Annotated in this window: 21 protein-coding genes; 8 read left to right on the top strand and 13 right to left on the bottom strand. The window is 53.8% G+C overall.

The features are described 5' to 3' along the window. Positions 1-45: 45 nt before the first annotated feature. Positions 46-474 carry a hypothetical protein gene (locus tag DKB62_RS04955; protein WP_107196482.1) on the top strand — a complete coding sequence of 143 codons (429 nt, stop codon included), beginning with the start codon at positions 46-48 and terminating at the stop codon, positions 472-474. Positions 475-532: 58 nt separating this feature from the next. Continuing rightward, positions 533-1933, top strand: coding sequence for an FAD-binding oxidoreductase (locus DKB62_RS04960; protein ID WP_107196481.1), 1401 nt, complete (start codon positions 533-535; stop codon positions 1931-1933). A 115-nt stretch (positions 1934-2048) separates the two neighbouring features. Here DKB62_RS04960 and DKB62_RS04965 read toward each other — a convergent pair whose 3' ends face one another. Together DKB62_RS04965 and DKB62_RS04970 are read right to left on the bottom strand one after the other, a co-directional pair. Next, on the bottom strand, positions 2049-3002 hold the full coding sequence (locus tag DKB62_RS04965; protein ID WP_107196480.1) for a lactate/malate family dehydrogenase: 954 nt from the start codon (positions 3000-3002) through the stop codon (positions 2049-2051). Positions 3003-3126: 124 nt separating this feature from the next. Continuing rightward, complete coding sequence (locus DKB62_RS04970; protein ID WP_107196479.1) at positions 3127-3726, bottom strand: 5-formyltetrahydrofolate cyclo-ligase; 600 nt, start codon at positions 3724-3726, stop codon at positions 3127-3129. Between the two features lie 206 nt (positions 3727-3932). Here DKB62_RS04970 and DKB62_RS04975 point away from each other — a divergent pair, with 206 nt between their 5' ends. After that, entirely contained in the window at positions 3933-4259 is a 327-nt protein-coding gene (locus tag DKB62_RS04975) for a cupin domain-containing protein (RefSeq protein ID WP_087478211.1), read from the top strand. A gap of 284 nt (positions 4260-4543) precedes the next feature. Here DKB62_RS04975 and trpA read toward each other — a convergent pair whose 3' ends face one another. The 9 genes from trpA to DKB62_RS12535 all read right to left on the bottom strand — a co-directional run bounded on the left by trpA (position 4544) and on the right by DKB62_RS12535 (position 13456). Then, positions 4544-5323 carry a tryptophan synthase subunit alpha gene (gene trpA, locus DKB62_RS04980; protein ID WP_107196478.1) on the bottom strand — a complete coding sequence of 260 codons (780 nt, stop codon included), beginning with the start codon at positions 5321-5323 and terminating at the stop codon, positions 4544-4546. After that, complete coding sequence (gene trpB / locus DKB62_RS04985; protein ID WP_107196477.1) at positions 5316-6500, bottom strand: tryptophan synthase subunit beta; 1185 nt, start codon at positions 6498-6500, stop codon at positions 5316-5318. Before trpB ends, trpA begins: the two co-directional genes overlap by 8 nt. A 10-nt stretch (positions 6501-6510) precedes the next feature. After that, complete coding sequence (locus DKB62_RS12785; protein ID WP_107196476.1) at positions 6511-7110, bottom strand: phosphoribosylanthranilate isomerase; 600 nt, start codon at positions 7108-7110, stop codon at positions 6511-6513. Continuing rightward, entirely contained in the window at positions 7103-7891 is a 789-nt protein-coding gene (gene trpC, locus DKB62_RS12790; protein ID WP_107196475.1) for an indole-3-glycerol phosphate synthase TrpC, read from the bottom strand. Before trpC ends, DKB62_RS12785 begins: the two co-directional genes overlap by 8 nt. 9 nt (positions 7892-7900) lie before the next feature. Continuing rightward, positions 7901-8911, bottom strand: a complete 1011-nt coding sequence (gene trpD, locus DKB62_RS05000) for an anthranilate phosphoribosyltransferase (protein ID WP_107196474.1) — start codon at positions 8909-8911, stop codon at positions 7901-7903. A 27-nt stretch (positions 8912-8938) separates the two neighbouring features. Next, on the bottom strand, positions 8939-9511 hold the full coding sequence (locus tag DKB62_RS05005) for an anthranilate synthase component II (protein WP_107196473.1): 573 nt from the start codon (positions 9509-9511) through the stop codon (positions 8939-8941). Then, a complete protein-coding gene (trpE, locus tag DKB62_RS05010; protein WP_107196472.1) occupies positions 9495-10970 on the bottom strand; it encodes an anthranilate synthase component I in 1476 nt (491 codons plus the stop codon). Before trpE ends, DKB62_RS05005 begins: the two co-directional genes overlap by 17 nt. A gap of 488 nt (positions 10971-11458) precedes the next feature. Then, entirely contained in the window at positions 11459-12754 is a 1296-nt protein-coding gene (locus tag DKB62_RS05015) for an SLC5/6 family protein (protein WP_232818826.1), read from the bottom strand. Between the two features lie 564 nt (positions 12755-13318). Continuing rightward, on the bottom strand, positions 13319-13456 hold the full coding sequence (locus DKB62_RS12535; protein ID WP_162860289.1) for a hypothetical protein: 138 nt from the start codon (positions 13454-13456) through the stop codon (positions 13319-13321). A gap of 31 nt (positions 13457-13487) precedes the next feature. Between DKB62_RS12535 and DKB62_RS05020 the strand changes: the two genes are divergently transcribed. Then, positions 13488-14411, top strand: a complete 924-nt coding sequence (locus tag DKB62_RS05020) for a LysR family transcriptional regulator (RefSeq protein ID WP_087478203.1) — start codon at positions 13488-13490, stop codon at positions 14409-14411. Between the two features lie 81 nt (positions 14412-14492). On the opposite strand, the gene DKB62_RS05025 is transcribed toward DKB62_RS05020, so the two are convergent. Then, positions 14493-15887: a DUF389 domain-containing protein gene (locus tag DKB62_RS05025; protein ID WP_232818825.1), complete on the bottom strand. Its 1395-nt coding sequence runs from the start codon at positions 15885-15887 to the stop codon at positions 14493-14495. Positions 15888-16092: 205 nt separating this feature from the next. Between DKB62_RS05025 and DKB62_RS05030 the strand changes: the two genes are divergently transcribed. The 4 genes from DKB62_RS05030 to DKB62_RS05045 all read left to right on the top strand — a co-directional run bounded on the left by DKB62_RS05030 (position 16093) and on the right by DKB62_RS05045 (position 20107). Further along, positions 16093-17679, top strand: a complete 1587-nt coding sequence (locus DKB62_RS05030; RefSeq protein ID WP_107196470.1) for a BCCT family transporter — start codon at positions 16093-16095, stop codon at positions 17677-17679. Between the two features lie 139 nt (positions 17680-17818). After that, positions 17819-18400 (top strand): TetR/AcrR family transcriptional regulator, encoded by a 582-nt coding sequence (locus DKB62_RS05035; RefSeq protein WP_107196469.1) that lies wholly within the window; start codon positions 17819-17821, stop codon positions 18398-18400. Between the two features lie 11 nt (positions 18401-18411). After that, entirely contained in the window at positions 18412-19392 is a 981-nt protein-coding gene (locus tag DKB62_RS05040; RefSeq protein ID WP_107196468.1) for an epoxyqueuosine reductase, read from the top strand. 7 nt (positions 19393-19399) lie between these two features. Further along, entirely contained in the window at positions 19400-20107 is a 708-nt protein-coding gene (locus DKB62_RS05045; RefSeq protein WP_107196467.1) for a flavodoxin family protein, read from the top strand. A gap of 155 nt (positions 20108-20262) precedes the next feature. On the opposite strand, the gene tnpA is transcribed toward DKB62_RS05045, so the two are convergent. Then, positions 20263-20718: an IS200/IS605 family transposase gene (tnpA, locus tag DKB62_RS05050; RefSeq protein ID WP_107196466.1), complete on the bottom strand. Its 456-nt coding sequence runs from the start codon at positions 20716-20718 to the stop codon at positions 20263-20265. Positions 20719-20791 lie beyond the last annotated feature (73 nt).

Raw genomic sequence — 20791 nt, forward strand, 5'->3', positions numbered from 1 at the left:
CGTATTCAATCTATCATAAAATTATCTGCAAGGAGGGTTTGCCTTATGAAAAAACAAGTAATCGCCGCCATGCTCACCGTATCGCTCCTGGCCGCCGGCGGCACGGCCGTCACCCAGGCCTTCAGCCTCGGCTCGATCTTAAAAGTCGGCGGCGTGACGGTCCTCGTCGATAAATTCGGCGACCAAATCAACGATTTCCTCAACAAGCTGCTCATGAAAAACGGCGTCGGCACCGATTACGCTACGAAAGTCGTGCCGGTCCTCAGCATCGGCACGGGCAAGTACATCGGAGCCGTCCAGGTCGTCGGCCCGACAGCTCAGGTCGATAAGGTCAAGGCTGTCGGCCAGCTCGAAGGCAGCTTCAACGACATTGCCCGGGCCAAGGCCCTCATCCCCCTCGAATCCGTCGATATTACCCACCTCAGCCGCGTACAGGGCGTCGGCGTATCGGCTATTATCGACCTGAAATTCTAGTTTTCTAATCCCCCTCGTCGTGGTAGAATAATAACAGCGACATAAAGGGGGAATTTTTTTGAAAACATATCAACCGATAACACCTGAAATCATCGATAAACTCAAGGCCATTACGGGCCCGTCATACGTCAAGACCGACCGGGACATTCTCCTGCAGTATCAGACGGATTACGAAACGAATCCGGCTATGTTCCGCGTCCCCGAAGCGGCGGTCCTTCCGGCGAATGCCGAAGAAATCTCGCAGATCGTAAAGCTGGCCAACGAATACGATTTCCCGATTACCGTCCGCGGCGGCGGCACCAGCCTGGCTGCCGGAGCCATTCCGGTCTGCGGAGGCCTCGTCTTGTCTATGGAACGGCTTAATAAAATCATCGAGCTGAACGAAGAAGGCATGTACATGACCGTCGAAGCCGGCGTCCGCACGATCGACATGCAGAATGAAGCCAAAAAAGTCGGCCTCCTCTACGCCGGCGACCCGTCGAGCGCCGAAAGCTGCCTTATCGGCGGCAACCTGGCCACCAACGCCGGCGGCCTCCGCGCCGTCCGCTACGGCGTCACCCGCGACCAGGTCTACTCCCTGGAAATCGTCACGCCGACAGGGGACATCGTCGAATGCGGCCGCATCCTGAAAAAATGCTCTACCGGCTACGACCTGGAACAGCTCATCATCGGCAGCGAAGGCACCCTGGGCATCATCACCAAGGTCACGGTCAAGCTCATTCCCTTGCCGCCGTACCGCATCGACGTCCTGGCCATCTACACCGACCCGAAAAAGGCCCTGTACATGGTGCCGAAGCTGCTCAAAGCCGGCGTCGACCCGACGAGCGTCGAATACATGGACAACTCCTACGTCCGCGATACGGCCGACTACTGCCAGTATTCCGACATGCCTCATTACGAAGACGGCATCTACGTCATCATCACCGTCGAAACGTTCCGCGAAGACGAATTAGACGCCAAGATGGACACGGTCTGCACGATTTGCGAAGAATCGGGGGCCGTAGAAGTGCTGGAAGCCGACGACCGCATCTGGAACATGCGCCGCAACGTCCAGACGTCGTGCGAAATGATCAGCAAGGTTTTCCTCACCGACGACGTCGTCGTTCCCGTCCATAAAATCGCTTCGACCATCGAAAAGATCATGGAAATCGGCGAAAACTATCCCTTCCAGGTTAAGATCAACGCCCACATCGGCGACGGCAACCTGCACATCGTCCTCTGCAAGATGGACATGAGCGACGGAGAATGGAATAAAAACGTCGAAGAATTCCATCAGCAGGTATACGCCTACGCCTACAGCGTCGGCGGCAGATTGGCCGGCGAGCACGGCATCGGCGCGAAAAAGCTGAAATATATGGAACAATTTACGCCCCAGGGCGAGCTGAAGGTCATGAAGACCATCAAGCGGGCCATGGACCCCAACCTTATCCTCAATCCGGGCAAGGTAATCGACGCGTAAGGCTCGCAAACGCTGCGCCTCACGCGAAATGGCAATATAAAACGGGATGATTCCGGTACCTGCCGGTGTCATCCCGTTTTTTATATGCTGCGCATCATCTGTGCGCAGGAGGTTCTTATTTCAGCAACGCCGCAGCTTTGGCGATGTTGTTGCGGATCGTCTGGCAGCAGCTCTTGAATTCCTGCAGTTCGTCGTCCGGCAAATTGTATTCCATAACCTGTTCGACGCCATGGATGCCGATGACGGCAGGCACGCCGCAGAAAATACCCGTTTCGCCGTATTCGCCGTCCAAGGGGACGCTGGCAGCCATGATTTTCTTTTCATCGTGGAGAATCGCCTTGACGATGGACGCAGCCGTCGAGCAGATGCCGTATTCCGTGCAGTGCTTGCCCTTGTAGGTTACCCAGCCGCCGCCGATAGCCCGTTTTTTCATGTCTTCCCGGTCAAAGGCAAAGCGGGGATCGTCGCCATAGTCGGCCAGCGGTTTGCCGCGGAAGTTGACGATAGACCAGGGAACCATCTGGGCGTTGCCGTGTTCGCCCATCATGTAGGCAGTGAAGGAGTGATGTTCCAAACCCGTCTGCTGTACGATGGCGCTGATGAGGCGGGATGAATCCAATCCCGTGCCGGTGCCCAGCACGCGGCCCTTCGGCAAGCCGCTCTTCTTGGCAATCAAGTCGGTAATGACGTCGCAGGGATTCGTAATGTTGACGAAAATGCCGTCGAAGCCGCCGGCCATGACCTTGGGAACGTAGTCGGCTACCTGGGCCACGGTATATTCCATTTCGTCGTCGCGGTTGCCCGTAGCGCACAAGTTGATGTCGCCGACAGCGTTGACGATAACGTCGCAGTCCTTCAAATCAGCGTAATCCGCTATCGTATACGTGACGCGGTGCGGCATGAACATGACGGCGTCCATTAAATCCTGCCGTTCGCTTTCAGCCTTCTGGGCGTTGCAGTCGCAGATTTTTACTTCATCGGCAATGCCCATCACGCCCAAAACAAAGGCGACATGAGCGCCTACGTGGCCTAAGCCGACGACGCCGACAACTCGTTTCTTTAACTCCATATGTATCCCTCTTTCTGCATAAGTGCTGTAAATAATAATGTAATGGTTTTATGATAAAATATTTTTACGGCAAATACAATAGATGTTTTTAAATTCAACGGATTTGGTCAAATACTAAAACGTTTTAACGGAAAACTTCTTCAAACTTTTTACGGCTGCGGCAATGCACGGCCCCGTCTTCGGAAACGACGATGTCCATCGCGGCGTCGTGGAGCTCCATGGGAATCGGCGCAGTCATCATAGCGTTGCGGCACAGCAGTACCCGCAGGAAGGGCGCCTTCGCCAAGTAAGCGTCGTAAAATCCGCCGCCATAGCCTAGGCGCTGCCCTGCTTCGTTGCCGCTGACGCAGGGAATCAAGCCCAGGTCGATCTCATCGGGCTGCAGCAGCGGCGCATTCGGAGACGGCTCCAGTATGCCCCAGGTTCCGGCCTGCAGCTCGTCCAGCCCGCCGATTTCCCGCATCTCCATGACGCCTTTGCCGACGCACAAGGGGACGCCGACCCGTTTTCCGTCGGCCAGCATGCGTTTAATCAGGGGCTTCGTATCGATTTCATGGGCCATGCCGACATAGGCGCATACCGTACGGGCCGCCTGATAGGCCGGCAAGGATACTACATGGCGGTATATGGCCTCGTCAGCCTTCCGGCAGTATGCCGGCAGCAAGGTTTGCACCCGTTCCAGCAGCAGCCGTCTCAGCCGTTTCTTTTCTTCCCTCTTCGTCATCTGCTCCGCCTCCTGTATCAAAGTCTCATGGCTTCATTATAGCATACCCGCCGGCCCTTCCTGTACAGTCCCTATGAGCCGCCGTTAAGATATCTTATGTATTGATAAAAAAGTATAATAATTTTAACTTTTCCTCATGACAAATTAAAAATACCATGCTATAATATAGGTAAGAAATGCGGAAGCATTAGAAAGGGGTGAGTCCAGTGAACACAGAGATTATTGAACATGCGTCTGGAGGCAAAGGGCATCTTGTAAAAGAGCACCTATTGTCGGCGGAACAATTGCTGGGCAAGAATGACATGTTCGCGAGAGTCACTCTGGAACCTGGATGTTCCTTAGGCTATCATGTTCATCATGGCAACGCAGAGGCTTATTATATCCTTTCCGGTGAAGGCGAGTACGACGACAACGGCACAGTCCGAACCGTCAAAGCAGGAGATGTCACTTATACGTCGGACGGAATGGGTCACAGCATCGAAAACAAGGGCGGCGAAAACCTCGTTTTCATCGCGTTGATTATTAAAAACTAAATAATGTCCACTTATTTCGCTTGATGATTCGCCAATGTTCGTTAGTACTAACTTGTCGGATTTTAGTTCTTCGAGCTTTTCGAATACTTGCAGATTTGCAAATCAGGATAGTCCACAGTTTGAGACGAATGTATGTATTTAGCGAGGTTAAAGATACCAGAACCAAAAACCATATGAATATGAATCCTATACCATAAGGCCCGGTACGCATATGTCGCGTGTATACCGGGTCTTTATCATGGGTAAAGCAATCCCCTCGGCCAACAGGCTGAGGGGATTGTCCTTTATATGCTTCGGCTCGCCGCGGCCTTCATGGCCTTGACGTATTCGTAAATATGGGGGCCCGCTTCCGTTCCGTACTTGCCGATAATCTTGACGATGGCGCTGCCGACGATGACGCCGTCGGCGACGGCGGCGATCTGTTCGGCCTGCTCGGTCGTATTGATGCCGAAGCCGACTGCGCAGGGTACGTCGGTCACGCTTTTCGCCACGTCGATGATTTCCTTCAAGTCCGTCGTAATCTCGCTGCGCGTCCCCGTGACGCCCAGGGACGACACGATGTACAAAAAGCCCTGGCCAACGGCGGCGATTTCCTTGATCCGTTCCTTCGACGTCGGCGCGATCATGGCGATGATGTCGATGCCGTGCCGAGCTGCCTCGCCGGCAAATTCGCCCCGTTCCTCAAAGGGCACGTCGGGAATGATGACGCCGTCGACGCCCGTTTCGGCGCATTTTGCAAAGAATGCATCCTTTCCGTAATTGAAAATCGGATTGGCATAGGTCAAAAATACCAGCGGAACCTGAGACTGCTGCCGTACCATTTCGACGAGGCGGAACACGTCTTCCAGCCGCGTGTTGACCGACAGGGCCCGGATGTTGGCTTCCTGGATGACGACGCCTTCGGCGATGGGATCGGAAAAAGGAATGCCGATTTCCACCAAATCTGCGCCGGCCCGTTCCATCGTCAGGATATATTCGCAGCTTTTTTCAATCGACGGGTCTCCTGCCGTCAAAAATCCAATAAAAGCCTTGCCGTCTTTAAATGCGTTTTGAATCTTACTCATGGATGTCCCTCCCTTTATATCTGGCAATTGCCGCTACGTCCTTATCGCCGCGGCCCGATAAGCAGACGATCATCACGTCGTCCTTGTTCATCTTCGGCGCCAGCTGCATCGCGTGGTACACGGCGTGGGCGCTTTCAATAGCGCAGATGATGCCTTCCGTTCGGGCCAAATATTCAAAGGCTTCGACGGCTTCGTCGTCCTTTACGGGAACGTACTGGGCCCGGCCGCTTTCGTACAGATGGGCGTGCTCCGGCCCGATACCCGGATAGTCGAGGCCGGCAGAAATGGAATATACTTCGTCGATCTGCCCCTGGTCATTCTGGCAGAAAATCGATTTCATGCCGTGGAAGATACCGACGCTGCCTTTTGAAATCGTCGCGGCGTGGAATTTCGTGTCGATGCCCTTGCCGGCAGCTTCGCAGCCGATGAGCCGTACCGATTCGTCGCCGATGAAATGGTAAAACATGCCCATGGCATTGCTGCCGCCGCCGACGCAGGCCAGCACGGCCGCCGGGAGCTTTCCTTCCCGTTCCAAAATCTGCGCCCGCGCTTCCTGGCTGATGACGGACTGGAAGTCGCGGACCATCATCGGGAAAGGATGGGGCCCCATGGTCGAACCGATGACGTAATGCGTGTCGTCTACGCGGCTGACCCATTCGCGCATCGCTTCGTTGACCGCATCCTTGAGGACCTTCGTCCCCGTGGTGACGGCGTGGACCTTCGCGCCCAGCAGCTCCATGCGGTATACGTTCAGAGCCTGCCGTATCGTGTCTTCTTCGCCCATAAAGACTTCGCATTCCAAGCCCATAAAGGCCGCGGCCGTCGCCGTCGCCACGCCATGCTGGCCGGCCCCCGTTTCGGCAATAACCCGCGTCTTGCCCATCTTTTTCGCCAGCAGGCACTGGCCCAGGGCGTTGTTGATCTTATGGGCTCCCGTATGATTCAGGTCTTCCCGTTTCAAATAAATCTTCGCGCCGCCCAAATCTTCCGTCATCTTGCCGGCGTAGTACAGCAGCGACGGCCTGTTAGCGTAATTATCCAGCAGGTCCTTTAATTCCCGCTGAAACTCCTCGTCCTGCTTATAAAAGGCGTAGGCCTTTTCCAACTGATGAATCTCGTTCATCAGCGTTTCCGGTATGTACTGTCCTCCAAAGAGTCCGAATCTTCCATTGCTCATGATGTACCTCCTAAAAAGTATGTCTTATTCGCCTTGCGAATTCTACCATCTTCTGTCTGTCTTTTACGCCTTCTGTTTCTATGCCGCTGCTCACGTCTACGGCATAGGGGCGAAGCTCAGCCGCCACGGCGGCGTTGCCCGGGTGCAGCCCGCCGGCCAGAAAATACGGCCTGTCCAGGGCCGCAGCCAGCGTCCAGTCGAAGGCCTGTCCCGTGCCGCCGGTGCCATGGTCCAGCAGGATGAAATCTGCCGAACTCTTGCCTGCGGCCTGTATATCCTCAGGCGAGCGGACGGAAAAGGCTTGTATGACCGGAACCGATACGGCCCGGCGCAGCTCCCGGATATAACCTTCGTCCTCCGCGCCGTGGAGCTGCACCATCTGGATGACACCCTGCCGTACCAGCGCCGCAACGTGGTCTATAGGCTCGTCGACGAATACGCCTACGGCCGGGATGTCCTCCCGCAGGATTTTCCGCAGCTGCGCCGCCTGCCCGTCCGTCACGCGGCGGCGGCTGCCGGCAAAGACAAAGCCGACGTAATCCGGATGCAGTTCATTGGCCCACTTGATATCGCAGCGCCGCGTCAGGCCGCATAGCTTAATCTTAACCATGACGTTCTCCCGTCAGCTCTACCAGGGCCGCTTTTTTGTCGGCGCTGCGCATGAGCGTTTCGCCGATGAGAACGGCGTCGGCTCCGGCCTCGCGCAGGCGGTCTATGTCGGCACGGCAGCGTATGCCGCTCTCCGCTACGAAGAGGACGTCCTTCGGAACGAGAGGCCGCAGGCGGCAGCTCATGTCCAAGGATACGGAAAAGTCCTTCAGGTTGCGGTTATTGACGCCGATGATGCGCGCGCCGACAGCGACGGCCCGCCGTACTTCATCTTCGTCGTGCGCTTCCACCAAGGCCGACAATCCCAGCGAGTCGGCCCGCCGAAACAGCTTGTCCAGCTGTTCGTCATCCAGCAGGGCGCAGATGAGAAGTATGGCCGAGGCGCCGCTGCGCCGCGCTTCATCCACCTGGTATTCGTCGATGATGAAATCCTTGCGCAGCAGCGGTGTCTTTACTGCTGAGGAAATCTCCTGCAAATACCGGCAGCTGCCCTGAAAATAATCCCGCTCCGTCAGGACGGATATGGCCGCCGCGCCGGCTTGTTCGTATTCCCTGGCGATGTCCACGTAGGGAAACTCCTCTGCAATGACGCCTTTCGACGGCGACGCCCTCTTGACTTCGCAGATAGGCGATATGCCCGGTTGTTTGAGGGCCTGCTCGAAGGGAAAGCCCTCTGCTGCCGGCGCGTCCAGAGCCATCTGCCGCATCTCGTCCCGCGAAATTTGCCGTATATCTTCCGCCAGCCGTTTGGCGACGGCGGCGGCAATCGTATCTAGTATCATGATATCCTCCTAAGCGATGTGGCTCTGGGCAATAAAGGCATCCAAGGTCTGAATCGCTTTGCCGCTGTCGATAAGCTCTTCGGCCAGCCGAACGCCGCCTTCAAAGGTCGACGCCTTTCCGGCAACGTACAAGCCGGCCCCGGCATTGAGGACGACGGCCGTCCGCCGCGTGCCTTTTTCCCCGCTCAGGACGCTGCGGGTAATCGCGGCGTTTTCCGCCGGCGTGCCGCCGACGATATCCGACTTCGCGCCGCGCTGCAGTCCGAACTGTTCCGGCTCGATGACGTAGGTCTTAAAGGTATCGCCGTCGAATTCGCAGATTTTCGTCGGCGCCGACGCCGATATTTCGTCCATCCGGTCCAGGCCGTACACGGCCATTCCCTTTTTGACGCCCAGGCCGTGCAGGGCGTGGGCCAGGGGCTCTACCAGGCTTTCGTCGTACACGCCGAGGATTTGGTGATCTGCATGGGCCGGATTCGTAAGGGGCCCCAGGATATTGAACACCGTCGGAACGCTCAGTTCTTTGCGGACCGGCCCGACGTACTTCATGGCCTTGTGATAATGCTGGGCAAAGAGGAAGCAGAACCCTACACTGCGGAGCAGCTCGACGCACCGCTTTGGTTCCATGCAGATATTCGCTCCCAGGGCTTCCAGCACGTCGGCGGCGCCGCTCTTGGACGTAGCCGCCCGGTTGCCGTGCTTCGCCACCTTGCAGCCGCCGGCGGCGCAGACGAAGCCCGACGTAGTGGAAATATTGAACGATCCCGACTTATCGCCGCCGGTTCCGACGATTTCCAACACACCGTCGCAGCCGTCTACGGGCAGGGCATGGGCCCGCATCGCCTTGGCGCAGGCTGTGATCTCGTCGATCGTCGTCCCCTTGGCCTGCAGCGCCGTCAAGAAGGCTGCCGTCTGGACCGGCGTCGTTTCGCCGCTCATAATTTCGTCGATGACGGCCATCGTTTCTTCCATGGTCAAATCTATTTTCTGTATCAATTTTACCGTTGCTTCTCGTATCATGATGACATCCCCCTCCGCATAGATCGTCTACGCCGATAGCTGTAAAAAATTTCGAATCATTATCGGGCCTTCCGGTGTCAGGATGGACTCCGGATGAAACTGCAGCCCGTATATAGGATAGCGTCTGTGTCCGACGGCCATGATTTCCTTTTCGTCTGTCTCAGCCAATATTTCCAATTCGTCCGGCAGCGTTCCCCTCTTCGCCGCCAGCGAATGGTAGCGGCCAACGTCGATAGCCGGCGGCACGTCCTGGAACAGCGGCGACGGGCTGCAGATATGCGCCACAGACTGCTTGCCGTGCATGAGCCGTTCGGCGTATGTAATCTCTCCGCCGAAGGCTTCGCAAATGGCCTGATGGCCTAGGCACACGCCTAAGATGGGCACCTTGCCGGCAAAATGCCGAATAGCTTCTTCGCAAATGCCCGCCTCGGCCGGCCGCCCCGGCCCCGGCGAGATGACCAGGTGGTCGGGCCCCATGGCTTCGATAGCCCCGACCGTCGTCTCGTCATTCCGCACGACGGTAATCCGTCGGTCGAACTGTCCCAGCAGCTGGTAGAGATTGTAGGAAAAGCTGTCGTAATTATCAATAAGCACAATCATCGTCTATCCCTCCGTCGGCCTGCCGGATCGCCATGACCACGGCCTGAATTTTATTGAGACATTCCTGATATTCCCGTTCGGGCACGCTGTCGGCTACGATGCCCGCTCCGGACCGGACGAACAAGCGCCGGCCTTTCTTGTAAGCCAAGCGGATGCCGATGCACATATCCATGTTGCCCGTGAAATCAATATACCCGACAGCGCCGCCGTATACGCCCCGCTTTTTCCCTTCCAGCTCGTCGATAATCTGACAAGCCCGGATCTTCGGAGCTCCCGACAGCGTCCCCGCCGGCAGGACTGCTCCTACGGCGTCGACAGCCGTCTTATCTTTGCAAATCGTCCCCTTTACCGTAGACCCCAGGTGCATGACGTGGGAAAACCGCAGGACGTCTAAGTACGACTCGACGTGGACGGAGCCGAATTCGCTGACGCGCCCCAGGTCGTTTCGCCCCAAATCGACGAGCATGTTATGCTCCGCCAATTCTTTTTCGTTGTGCAGGAGCTCCTGCTCCAGCGCCGCGTCTTCTTCGTCCGACGCACCTCTGGGGCGCGTCCCCGCCAGGGGGAAAGTAAAGAGCGATCCGTTATGAAGCTTTACCAGCGTTTCCGGAGAAGAGCCGGCAATTTCCAGATCCTTTCCTGACAAATAAAACATGTACGGCGACGGGTTCGTCGTCCGCAGGACGCGGTATACGTCGAAGAGGCTGCCGTCGGCTTCCGCCTCCATCCGATTGGATAAGACGACCTGGAAGATATCGCCTTCGCGTATATAGTGCTTTCCCGCCTCTACCATGCGGCAGTATTCCTCGCGGGAAAACATGGGCTGGAAGGGGCTTTGCAGCCGCAGAGGAGCGATGTCGGCCCCTTTGCCGCGGCGGATGAGCCGCTCCATCTGCTCCAGCTCCAGCAGCGCCTTTTGATAATGCTCGTCCGCTCCGTCAAGCCGCACGTTGGCAATCAAGAAAATGGTCTGCTTCAAATGGTCGAAGACGATGACCTTATCGAACAGGAACAAATCGAAATCCAGTATATCTTCATCGTCGTCAGCCTCTAAATGCAGCGACGGCTCGGCGTACTGAATATAATCGTAGGCGACGTATCCGACAAGGCCGCCGGTAAAGGGCGGAAGACCGTCGATGCGGGGCGCCGCGTTGTCCGCCAACACCTGCCGAAGGAAGGACGCCGGGTCTGCCGTTTGAACCTCTATATCCGTACCGGCCCGGATGTGGACCGTCCCGTCCTTGCAGGCCAGCTCCATCTGGGGATCATATCCTAAAAACGTGTACCGCCCCCACCGCTTGGAGTCCTCCATGCTCTCCAGCAAGTAACACTGGGAGCTCACGGTTTTCAAAATCCGCATCACCTCGACAGGCGTCCGGATATCAGCGTACATGCGCCGGCTGACCGGCACGGTTTTATACTGGGGGCCGTAGGCCTTTACTTCTTCTAATGACAGCATCGCTGGTTCCTCCTATAAAAAAATCCGCCCATGACAAAGTCTACAACTTGTCAAGGACGGATATAGTTTCTCCGCGGTGCCACCTTGCTTTAGGATATGACTCCTACTCTCGACGGAATGCCATCACATTCCCGGCAACTGACGTATGCCTCCACGTCGCAGAATACTCGGCTAAAGCCTTTGACTGCGCCCTCAGCGGTCCATTTAACGAGCTGCGTTCGGCCGGCTTCTCAGCACCCCGGCTCTCTGTACGTGCACGACATCGTTTTTACTTCCGCCTCACTGGTTTTCATGGGCTATGTTCGTTTGTTGTTTTGTATGATATATCAAAAAAACTAATATGTCAAGGATTTATCTCTTTAAATTTTAAAACAATCGTTTTACGTAATTAAGATAATACATTATAGTGCAAAAAAACGCATCTCTCTTTGTTGGAGGGAATGCAAAGAGAGATGCGCTGAAAGCTATGTATGGCTTAGGTAATCTGATTAGAAGAAGGCCAGGAAAGGCGATACGACTAAGAGCACGCCGGCGAAGATGATAAGGACCAGCGTAATGCCCTTATATTTGTGCAGGGAATTGACCTTGTACACCAGGTAGGCCGGAATCAGGCAGCCGATCAAGCCGAAGATAGGCCCAAGAAGGGTTAACAGCTTGAGAACCGGCGCATTGAGAACGATAGCGCCCCAGGCAACGGCTACGGCAAAGACGAGGATACCCGTTTTTACCATCGACTTGTTAATCCGTTCTTCCGGCATCACGCGGCGCAGAATGTTCAGGGCAATGCCGCCGCAGGCTTCGCGGAAGCCAAGGAATACGCTGAAGAATGCCGTCATGACAGAGAAGATGTTCAAAATCAGGCTGAAAATTTTAACGGCGCTGCCGTCAAACCCTCTAGCTACGATAGCCAGGGCAGAGATGTTCTGAGAGTAGGCTTCTACAGCCTGTTCATGGCCCATGGCCAGGTTGAAGGACATAGCATAAGAGAAAATCGTAATGAACAGGACGCTGAAGGCAATCTTCATAGCCCGCATCGCTTTATACCGCGCTACGTAGATAGACTTGTGATGAGAGCGGTAGGAAATAACCATCGGGCTGATGCTGGGAAGGAACAAAATCGACGTCAGCGTAACCGGCAGCATGGCGATGGTGTTCTTAATCAGGAAGCCCAGGTCGGGGAATACGCCGATATTGGCGATGTTCCAATGCTGAACCATGATGCCACCGAGACAGATGACGACGAGGAGCTTTGTCAAAACCATGAGCGTAGACATGCGGAACAGCAGCTGTTCGCCCCGCGACGCCAGTGCAACCATAACGCAGATGATAGCCAGGCCGTAGAAGGGGCTGTCCGACAGCAGCGTATCGGTCACGCCGAAGGAATACAGGAACGACGCGCTGTCATTCGTCAGGGCCGTCGAATACATGAACACGCAGATCAAAATGCTGAGGAAATAGAGAATACCGAGAAGGAAGCCCCAGTTTTTCCCCAAATATCCGCTGATGACGCTGGGATAATCTTCGCACCGCGGCGAATCGGCCAACGTGTTGATAAATAAGCGCTGCAAGAGATAAATAGCCGGATATGCGATGATCGCCGAAAACAGATACACCCAGATACCCACAAGACCGACCTGTACGGGAAGGAATACGATACCGGCGCCGATTGCCATGCCGATACTCATAATAACCCAGCCCCAGTCCGTGCTGTCAAACTTAACGGCCGCTTTCCATTCTACGTCCGTCATCCCTGCCTGCCGCGCAAGCGCTGCCGATGAGTTCATTGTGCATAACCTCCTAAATGAATACAGAAACCGCAGTAAAATGATAGCCGCTCGCATTCTTTCGAGCTAACTGAAACAGACTAGCCATCGTCCCCACACGATTAGCTGCTTCCCCCATCGTAACTCCTTACAGTACGTTGTTATGCGTGTTGCAAGCATTTCTTCAAGCAAGTACCGCATATTTGTATATTTAAATTTCCGGCTGCGCTTTATATACGAAATTCCTATAAGCCATTACAGCCCGTATATTGCCTGCCGTAAAATTTAAAGCTATAATAGTGGTATAACCTTCTACTCAAACGTTTTATTTGTTATCTAAAGTATAACATGGATTGCATAGGCTGTAAAATATATAGAATGCATTTCTAGGTCATAGTTTTATCTTATATCAAGTCGACAAATTTATCGGAAATAAAAGATATTTTCCATAAAACATTAAGCTCGGTCTTTATATGCATGATTTGCATTTATAGTATGCTATTTCATTATTCTATTGCCGGTTTTATGGAATTTAATCGGTAATTATTTTCAAATCAAGAAAACATTTAAAAAATAAATAAAAATTTATATATTTCTGATTTTTCTCCCAAATTTCAGCAAAAATTTTTTTAGAGCGTTGGCAGCAACATCGCCTTTCTGTCTTTTAACAGCCAAAAAAACCTGTTTTTTGCCGGCCCATATCTTCGTCACTGCCAATTCCATAGTTTCTCTATATAAAGCAAGGAGGTATAGTATGACATTACAGCAACTCAAATATGTAATCGAGTTATCTAAACACAATTCCATCTCGTCAGCTGCCCAATCCCTGTCTATTTCCCAGCCCAGCCTGAGCATGGCCGTCAAGGAATTGGAGGAAGAGTTCCATATTACTATCCTGAACCGCAATCACCGCGGCGTATCCTTCACCGCCCAGGGCCTCGATTTCCTGCGCTTCGCCCGCTCAATTATCGAGCAGACCAGCCGCCTGCAGACCTACTTCGACCGCAGCGCCGGCAGGCAGGATAAGCCCCATCTGACCATTGCCGCCCACTACGATATCTTCGCCGCCGACTCCTTTACCAGCTATCTCCAGACGCTAAGCGGCGACGCCTACTCTCTGTCGATCTGCGAAGGCCGCACGGGAGAAGTCATCCGCCAGGTCGCGGAGCAGCAAAGCCAGATAGGCGTCCTGCTCATGTCGCCGCGCACGACGGCCTATAATCACGCCGTGTTTACGAAGCGCAATTTAGACTTCACCAGCCTGAAAACGGTCTCCCCCTGCCTGTACGTCCGTTCCACCCATCCTCTGGCACAGTCCGCATCGGTATCCCTGAAGGACCTCGTCTCGTATCCCCACGTAAAGATGAAGAGGGAAAATACGAACAATTACCTGTCGGAAGAGCTGCTCCCCGATATACGGTCTGAAAAGGAAATTCAGGTAACCGACAGAAACACGATGTTTACGATCATAAAAAACACTGACGCCTACGCCTTAGGGTCCTGCCGTCTGCCCCAGGGAATCTGCTGCGACGGGATTTGCTCCATTCCGCTTCACACGGCCAATACCCTGACTGTCGGCTGGATTCATTTAAAAGGCATTTCCATTGCACCGGAATGCCGCCATTACCTCGAATGGCTCGAACACTGCCTGCAGGCGTCTCAGCCGGACCAGGACTAACAGCCTGTCCGACTCCGCTCCCATATACAGAAAAGCCCTGCCGTACCATCTCGATACGGCGGGGCTTTTTCGTCATACCTATTATGGATTCCAGTCTATGCCGTTGCCGTAAAATTGGCTCGGCGTATCCTGTAATTGAATATTGACGACGACCGGCATGTCGGCCTGCGTCTGTATCCACTGCTGCAGCCGCCCGGCTTCGTCGGCCGTGAGCTGTCGGCTGACGACGATATAGGCCAGCCATTGACGGCCTTCCGTTTCTTCTTCTCCGTTTAAGGTGCTCAGCGTGCCGCCGCTGATCTGCCGTACTGCAGGGAATAAAACCGGGGCCTGCCGGTTCAGGCTGCGCAGGAGATTTTGATCCGCCGCGTCGCGCTTGTACGAGCCGTAATACTGATTCGCCAACTCCTTATAGGATTTGCCGCTGTCGTTTTTCAGCTCGTTGGCCAGGCGAGCGTTGATGATTTCCTGCACCTGTTCCTGATTGAGCTGCGACGCCGGCCCCTGCACAACCTTCAGAGTCGTCTGCCGCAGCTGTCCATACTGATGCAGAGACGCTTGCAGCCGCTCTATCTCCTGATCATCTAAAGGAGCGCCAATGACGTCGACGATCAGCACGCCGTGATCCAGCTCATAAGCGACGACGCTCGACGCCTCGAGATCCATGTCCTGTGAAATAAACGATTTGACCTGCGAATCACGGATATTTTCATTCGCCGTGACATAGGCCATGTACAGGCTGGGAACCGTCACGACCAAACCGCAGACGATGAGAAACCATCGCTGATAGCGAAAATGCGCCTCCGACACGCCGCCGCACACGGGCACCCGCAGGATTTTAAAAATGAGGAAGCTGGAAAAGGTAATAAAAAAGCAGTTGATAAAAAAGAGGTACAACGCGCCGCCGAAGAAATGAAAGGAATGGGCGGCAATACCGTAGCCCGCCGTACACAACGGCGGCATGAGCGCCGTCGCAATCGCCACGCCGGGAATGACGTTGCTCTTCTCCTGCCGCGTATTGCCGATAGCCCCGGCAATCCCGCCGCACAGGGCAATGATGACGTCCCAGGCCGTCGGCGCCGTGCGAGCCAGCATTTCCGGCGACGGCGTCGTAATGGGCGTCAGCGAAAAGTACACGGCCGCGGTGAGCAAGGCGAAGACAACCTGAAAGCTCAATTTTACCAACGACTTTTTAATAAAATGCATGTCGTACGTCGCCATGCCGTATCCCGTCGCCACGATGCCGCCCATGAGCGGCGAAATGAGCATGGCCCCGATGATAACGGCCACGCTGTTCATGTTGAGGCCTACGGAGGCGATAAAAATCGCCATGATTAAAATAACCAGATTCGCACCCTTCACTGTAGAATCGGCGTCGATCCGCGCCGCAATCTCTTCCACCGGCGCGCTGTCCCGTTTAATATCAAACACATCCCGCCATTCGCCCATGTCCATCATCCCTTCGTCTATACGCATTTCATATGAAACCAGCACGGTTTTATTACTAACTATTATACAAAAAATATCAAAATTAGGGTAGACATATGCTCGTTTTCAATGCGGATTACCCTGCATTTGCATATACGTAATACATAAATGAACGTCTTGCCTTTGTTTTATTATTACTTTTGTAGTATACTTTATATATAATACTTTTTTTATCCACAAAAGGAGGTTTTATATGAAACAACTAAAACAAGCATATTCCAGCATACGCCGCCGCTATACCCCGACAGGCGTATTTTTATCGGCTGCCGGTACAGTCGTTCTGATGGCGCTGGCATCTGCCGCCCTGCCCGGGCCGCTGCAAACTCTGACCAATCACCTGAGCTACTCGATCATCAGTCATTTCGGCTGGTACTATTTGCTGTTAGTATCGGCCATCGTAGTGCTCTGTCTATTTTTTATACTTACGCCTATGGGCCGCATCCGCTTAGGAAACCCCGGCTCTAAACCGGAATATTCGCGGCTGTCCTGGCTGGCCATGCTCTTTTCTGCCGGCATGGGCATTGGACTCGTCTTTTTCGGCGCGGCGGAGCCCTTGTCTCATTTCGCCGTTGCCACGCCTCAGGCCGAACCGGGAAGCCAGGAAGCGCTAGCCGATGCCCTGCGCTACACCTTCTTCCACTGGGGCATTCACGCCTGGGCGATTTATGCCATCGTCGCGTTAGCGCTGGCCTATTTTAAATTCCGCAAAAAAGAACCCAGTCTCCTGTCGATGACCTTAAAGCCGCTATTTGGCCGGACGATGGAACGATTTCCCGGCAAATTAGTAGATTACGTCTGTATTATCACTACAGCCTTAGGCGTCGCCACGACATTAGGCTTTGGAGCAGCACAAATCGGCAGCGGCCTAGAGTATCTCGTCCAGGTTCCCAACACGCTGCAGCTGCAGCTTGGTATCATCGCGGCCGCCACGATACTGTTTCTCCTTTCTGCCGTCTCCGGCGTAGACAAGGGCGTACGCATGTTGTCAAACATCAATATCGCCCTGGCCGTCTTTTTAGTCGCCGCAGCCTTGTTCTTAGGACCGACAGTACAGATTTTAAACACCTTAGTAGACACGTTAGGCTCGTATCTGCAAAATTTTGTCCGCATGAGCTTCCGCACCGGCGCCTTCAACGCCGTTCGGCAAGAATGGATTGAACAGTGGACTATTTTCTACTGGGCCTGGTGGCTTTCGTGGTCGCCCTTTGTCGGCATGTTCATCGCCCGCATTTCGAAAGGCCGGACAATCCGCGAATTCCTGACCTGCGTGCTGCTTATCCCGACGCTATTCAGCTTTCTCTGGTTTTCCGTATTCGGAATCCTTGCCAGCGAAACCTATGCGGCTTATCCGCTGATCGCCCAGATGCCGTCAGAGCAGGTATTATTCGGCATACTCCAGACCTACCCGGCCAGTACAGCCCTCTCGGTTATAACCGTATTGCTGCTGTTTATCTTTTTCATCACGTCGGCTGATTCCGCCACCTTTGTGTTGTCCATTCTGTCGGAAAAAGGCAGCCTCATGCCGCACGACAGCGTAAAAATCGTCTGGGGCCTCTTGGTGTCCCTCATCGCCGGGCTGCTCCTGACCATCGGCGGGCTGGCGGCACTGCAAAACGCCATGATCATCGCGGCCTTCCCCTTTTCCTTTATCGTCATTTTGATGATGATCGCCTTATATATCGAATTGTCCCACGAGCAGCGGGAAATGGGGCTGTATATCAAGCCGGAAACATATCCGCCGAAAAACGCACCCTTCCGTTCCTATGAAGAGAATTCGTAAAAACAATATATAGCTGCCAAACGCAAGGGGCTGCATAATCCAAAAAAAAGATTATGCAGCCTCTTTGTATGTCAGCATTGACAAAATAAACCAATCGGTCTATTTTAGTATCAAATACATTGCGAAGGACGGTGATGAAATGAAAAAAGGCGACCAGTCTAAACATCATTTAATCGAATGCGCGGCCCGCCTCTTTTGGCACGACGGCTACAATGCGACGGGAATCAATAAAATTCTTCAAGAGTCAGAGATGACAAAGGGTTCTTTTTATTTCTATTTCAAGACGAAAAAAGAGCTTGCCGCCGCAGTGACTTCCTATTACCAGCAAGTCATTTTCGAGTGGCTTCAGGAGCTGTCCCAGGATACGCAGTGGGAGGAATTCGTCCGCCAGTTTTCCTCCCGCATGCTGAAGGACGCCGCCGACGGAAGGCATTACGGCTGTCCCTTCGCCGTCGTAGGCATGGAAATCGCCTTTGCCGAGCCCGACATCTCGCCATGCTACGCCGCCGCCTTAGAAACTGTCGCCGCATTGTTTCGCCGCGTGCTGGAGCAGTCGGGAGTCCCCTCGTCCCATTCGGCCACGCTGGCCGACCGCCTGTTTTCCATCTATGAAGGCGAACTGCTGCGATACCGCATCAGTAAAGACCCGGTATACATAAAGAATTTAGAAACCCAGCTCATCGGCACGTACTGGGAATACCGCAAAATTCATTCTATATAAGAGGTGATACTATGAGTCGTTCTTCTCTTGTCCAAGCCATCTACGAAACAGCTCTGTCCTGCGGATTTGATAACTGCGGAATCATTCCCGTATCAGCCCTGGACGGCTATAAGCAGCGTTTGCAGGAACGGGAAGAAGCTGTTCCCCAAAGCCGGCCCGTTTACCAGGATATAGAACATCTGGCGGCAGTCCGAGAGCTATATCCCTGGGCAAAATCGGTCGTCGTCTGCATTACGTGGTTAGGAGCATACCGCTATCCCCTCTCGCTGCAGGGACTGTACGGAAAGGCCTTCCTCCTGTCTCCAGACACGGTGCCGGACTGCGAAGCCCACCGGCAAAAGCTGCACTTTGAAACCTGGCTGGCCGAGCAGGGCCTTCGCTTCGAAGGCGGAGAAACGAACGCGCCGGCCCGCATCATACCGCTACGCTACGCAGCCGTCGCCGCAGGCCTGGGAATTTTCAGAAAAAACAATTTCTTCTACGGGGAAAAGGGCTCCTATTACGAGCTGGAAGGCTATCTCATCGATCAGCCCTGCGAGTATACGCATGAATGCCGGCTGCGCCCCTGCGCCGACAGCTGCACGCTCTGCCAAAAAGCTTGCCGGACAAAGGCCTTGTCCGCGCCCTATACGATGAATCCCCTCTCCTGCACATCCTTTTGGACGACCTTCGGGCAAGGCGCCGTTCCGCCACACCTGACAGCCGACCAGTTTACGACCTGGCTATGCGGCTGCGACGCCTGTCAGGACGTCTGCCCTTATAACCGCCACGACTGGAGCCAAGGCAAAGATTTTCCCGGCTTGCAGGAACTCGAACCGCTGCTGCAGCCGGAAACCATCGTCGCCGCGTCGGATGCCGAACTGTGCGACAAAGTAATCCCCAAGACGGACCTTCATATTTCCCCAGACCAGGTACAGACCCTCCGAACGTCGGCATTGCGCATACTAGCCTATTTGAAAAAACGCGGCGATACGCCTGCGCGAAAGGAGTAATGCCATCATGAACATCCTCCTATTAAACAGAAGCCCCAAGGCGCACAGCACGACCTTGGATATGACGAAGGCCTTTCTCAACGGCTTATGCCAAACAGAACCAGCACACATTCAATATATTTCATCATACGACAAGAACGTCAAGTACTGCCAGGGCGACCTGTCGTGCTGGTTTCGCCAGGACGGCCGTTGCATCATCCAGGACGACGACATGAACGATATATTGGCCGCCATGAAGGAAAGCGACGTCATCGTCTGGAGCTTCCCCCTCCACTGCCACGGCCTCCCCGCCTCCTTGAAGGCCATATGGGACCGAACCATCGCCTTTTTGAAAATCAACATGACCCAAGGCAAGACGTATGTAGAACACGAACGCACCTTCGACCTGACGGCCAAGAAGCACGTCGTCATCGTCGGCGGCGGATATCCCTATTATCCCGACAATTTTGCCGCCGTAAAAACGCTGATGCAGATATACCTAAAGCATCCGGCCATGGCCTGCATCTGTGAAACAGCCCTGCTGGACGCATCAGCTCCGGAAATCGAGCCGCTGAAAGAAGCCTTATTCGCCCGACTGCACGAAGCCGGCATAGAATACGGCAAAACGGGACAGCTTTCAGCAGAGACCGTTCGGCAGCTTGAATCTCCGTTGGTGCCGAATGAAACGTACATCGCCATGATCAACAGCCTCGCGCCGGAAACCAAGGCGCAGTAAAATCAAAACCACCAGTAAAACTGGTGGTTTGATCAGGCCCTATAAGGGCCTACTTCCTGTGGTCGCACTCTAAAGAGTGCACTGAATAAAGTCTGCAATCACATCCATACCACGGGCTGCCCCCTATCCGGGGGCATTTTTTTAGCCTTTATCTCTTACTCACCCGTAAACGGGTCTTTCGTTTCCTTAAAATCTAACGTATCCATCATCCTATCTTCTTGTAATTGATTGCGTATGTATTCCTTGATGGCATTTTCGTATTTTCCTACGCTGTCTACATAATATCCCCTGCACCAGAAATGCCGATTTCCATACTTGTATTTTAAATTTGCATGTTTATCAAATATCATTAAGCTACTCTTACTCTTTAGATAGCCCATGAACTGTGAAATACTGATATGCGGTGGGATGGACACTAAAAGATGGATATAATCCGGGCAGCATTCTCCCGCAATGACTTCTACCCCTTTTCTCTCACACAACTGCCGTACGATTCTTCCTATATCTGCTTTTATCTTTCCATAAATAATCTGCCGCCTATATTTGGGAGCAAAGACGATATGATATTTACATCTCCACTTGCTATGTGTTAAACTTTTTATGTCATTCATTGACAGGAACCTCCTATTCTGCTTATGGATGTGGTTGCCAGACCCGCTTCATTGTATCATAGGAGGTTCTCTT

This window comes from Megasphaera stantonii, assembly GCF_003367905.1.
Classification (GTDB): Bacteria; Bacillota; Negativicutes; order Veillonellales; family Megasphaeraceae; genus Megasphaera; species Megasphaera stantonii.

Bases quoted from the DNA above. Each gene is read 5' to 3' on its own strand.
- DKB62_RS05030 (WP_107196470.1), top strand. From the start codon at position 16,093: ATGAAACAACTAAAACAAGCATATTCCAGCATACGCCGCCGCTATACC.
- DKB62_RS05005 (WP_107196473.1), bottom strand. From the start codon at position 9,511: ATGATTGTGCTTATTGATAATTACGACAGCTTTTCCTACAATCTCTAC.
- trpE (WP_107196472.1), bottom strand. From the start codon at position 10,970: ATGCTGTCATTAGAAGAAGTAAAGGCCTACGGCCCCCAGTATAAAACC.
- DKB62_RS12535 (WP_162860289.1), bottom strand. From the start codon at position 13,456: ATGGAATTGGCAGTGACGAAGATATGGGCCGGCAAAAAACAGGTTTTT.
- DKB62_RS05040 (WP_107196468.1), top strand. From the start codon at position 18,412: ATGAGTCGTTCTTCTCTTGTCCAAGCCATCTACGAAACAGCTCTGTCC.
- DKB62_RS12785 (WP_107196476.1), bottom strand. From the start codon at position 7,110: ATGGTTAAGATTAAGCTATGCGGCCTGACGCGGCGCTGCGATATCAAG.
- trpC (WP_107196475.1), bottom strand. From the start codon at position 7,891: ATGATACTAGATACGATTGCCGCCGCCGTCGCCAAACGGCTGGCGGAA.
- DKB62_RS05020 (WP_087478203.1), top strand. From the start codon at position 13,488: ATGACATTACAGCAACTCAAATATGTAATCGAGTTATCTAAACACAAT.
- DKB62_RS05035 (WP_107196469.1), top strand. From the start codon at position 17,819: ATGAAAAAAGGCGACCAGTCTAAACATCATTTAATCGAATGCGCGGCC.
- DKB62_RS04965 (WP_107196480.1), bottom strand. From the start codon at position 3,002: ATGGAGTTAAAGAAACGAGTTGTCGGCGTCGTCGGCTTAGGCCACGTA.
- trpA (WP_107196478.1), bottom strand. From the start codon at position 5,323: ATGAGTAAGATTCAAAACGCATTTAAAGACGGCAAGGCTTTTATTGGA.
- DKB62_RS05015 (WP_232818826.1), bottom strand. From the start codon at position 12,754: ATGAACTCATCGGCAGCGCTTGCGCGGCAGGCAGGGATGACGGACGTA.
- DKB62_RS05025 (WP_232818825.1), bottom strand. From the start codon at position 15,887: ATGCGTATAGACGAAGGGATGATGGACATGGGCGAATGGCGGGATGTG.
- tnpA (WP_107196466.1), bottom strand. From the start codon at position 20,718: ATGAATGACATAAAAAGTTTAACACATAGCAAGTGGAGATGTAAATAT.
- trpB (WP_107196477.1), bottom strand. From the start codon at position 6,500: ATGAGCAATGGAAGATTCGGACTCTTTGGAGGACAGTACATACCGGAA.
- DKB62_RS04955 (WP_107196482.1), top strand. From the start codon at position 46: ATGAAAAAACAAGTAATCGCCGCCATGCTCACCGTATCGCTCCTGGCC.
- DKB62_RS05045 (WP_107196467.1), top strand. From the start codon at position 19,400: ATGAACATCCTCCTATTAAACAGAAGCCCCAAGGCGCACAGCACGACC.
- trpD (WP_107196474.1), bottom strand. From the start codon at position 8,911: ATGATACGAGAAGCAACGGTAAAATTGATACAGAAAATAGATTTGACC.
- DKB62_RS04970 (WP_107196479.1), bottom strand. From the start codon at position 3,726: ATGACGAAGAGGGAAGAAAAGAAACGGCTGAGACGGCTGCTGCTGGAA.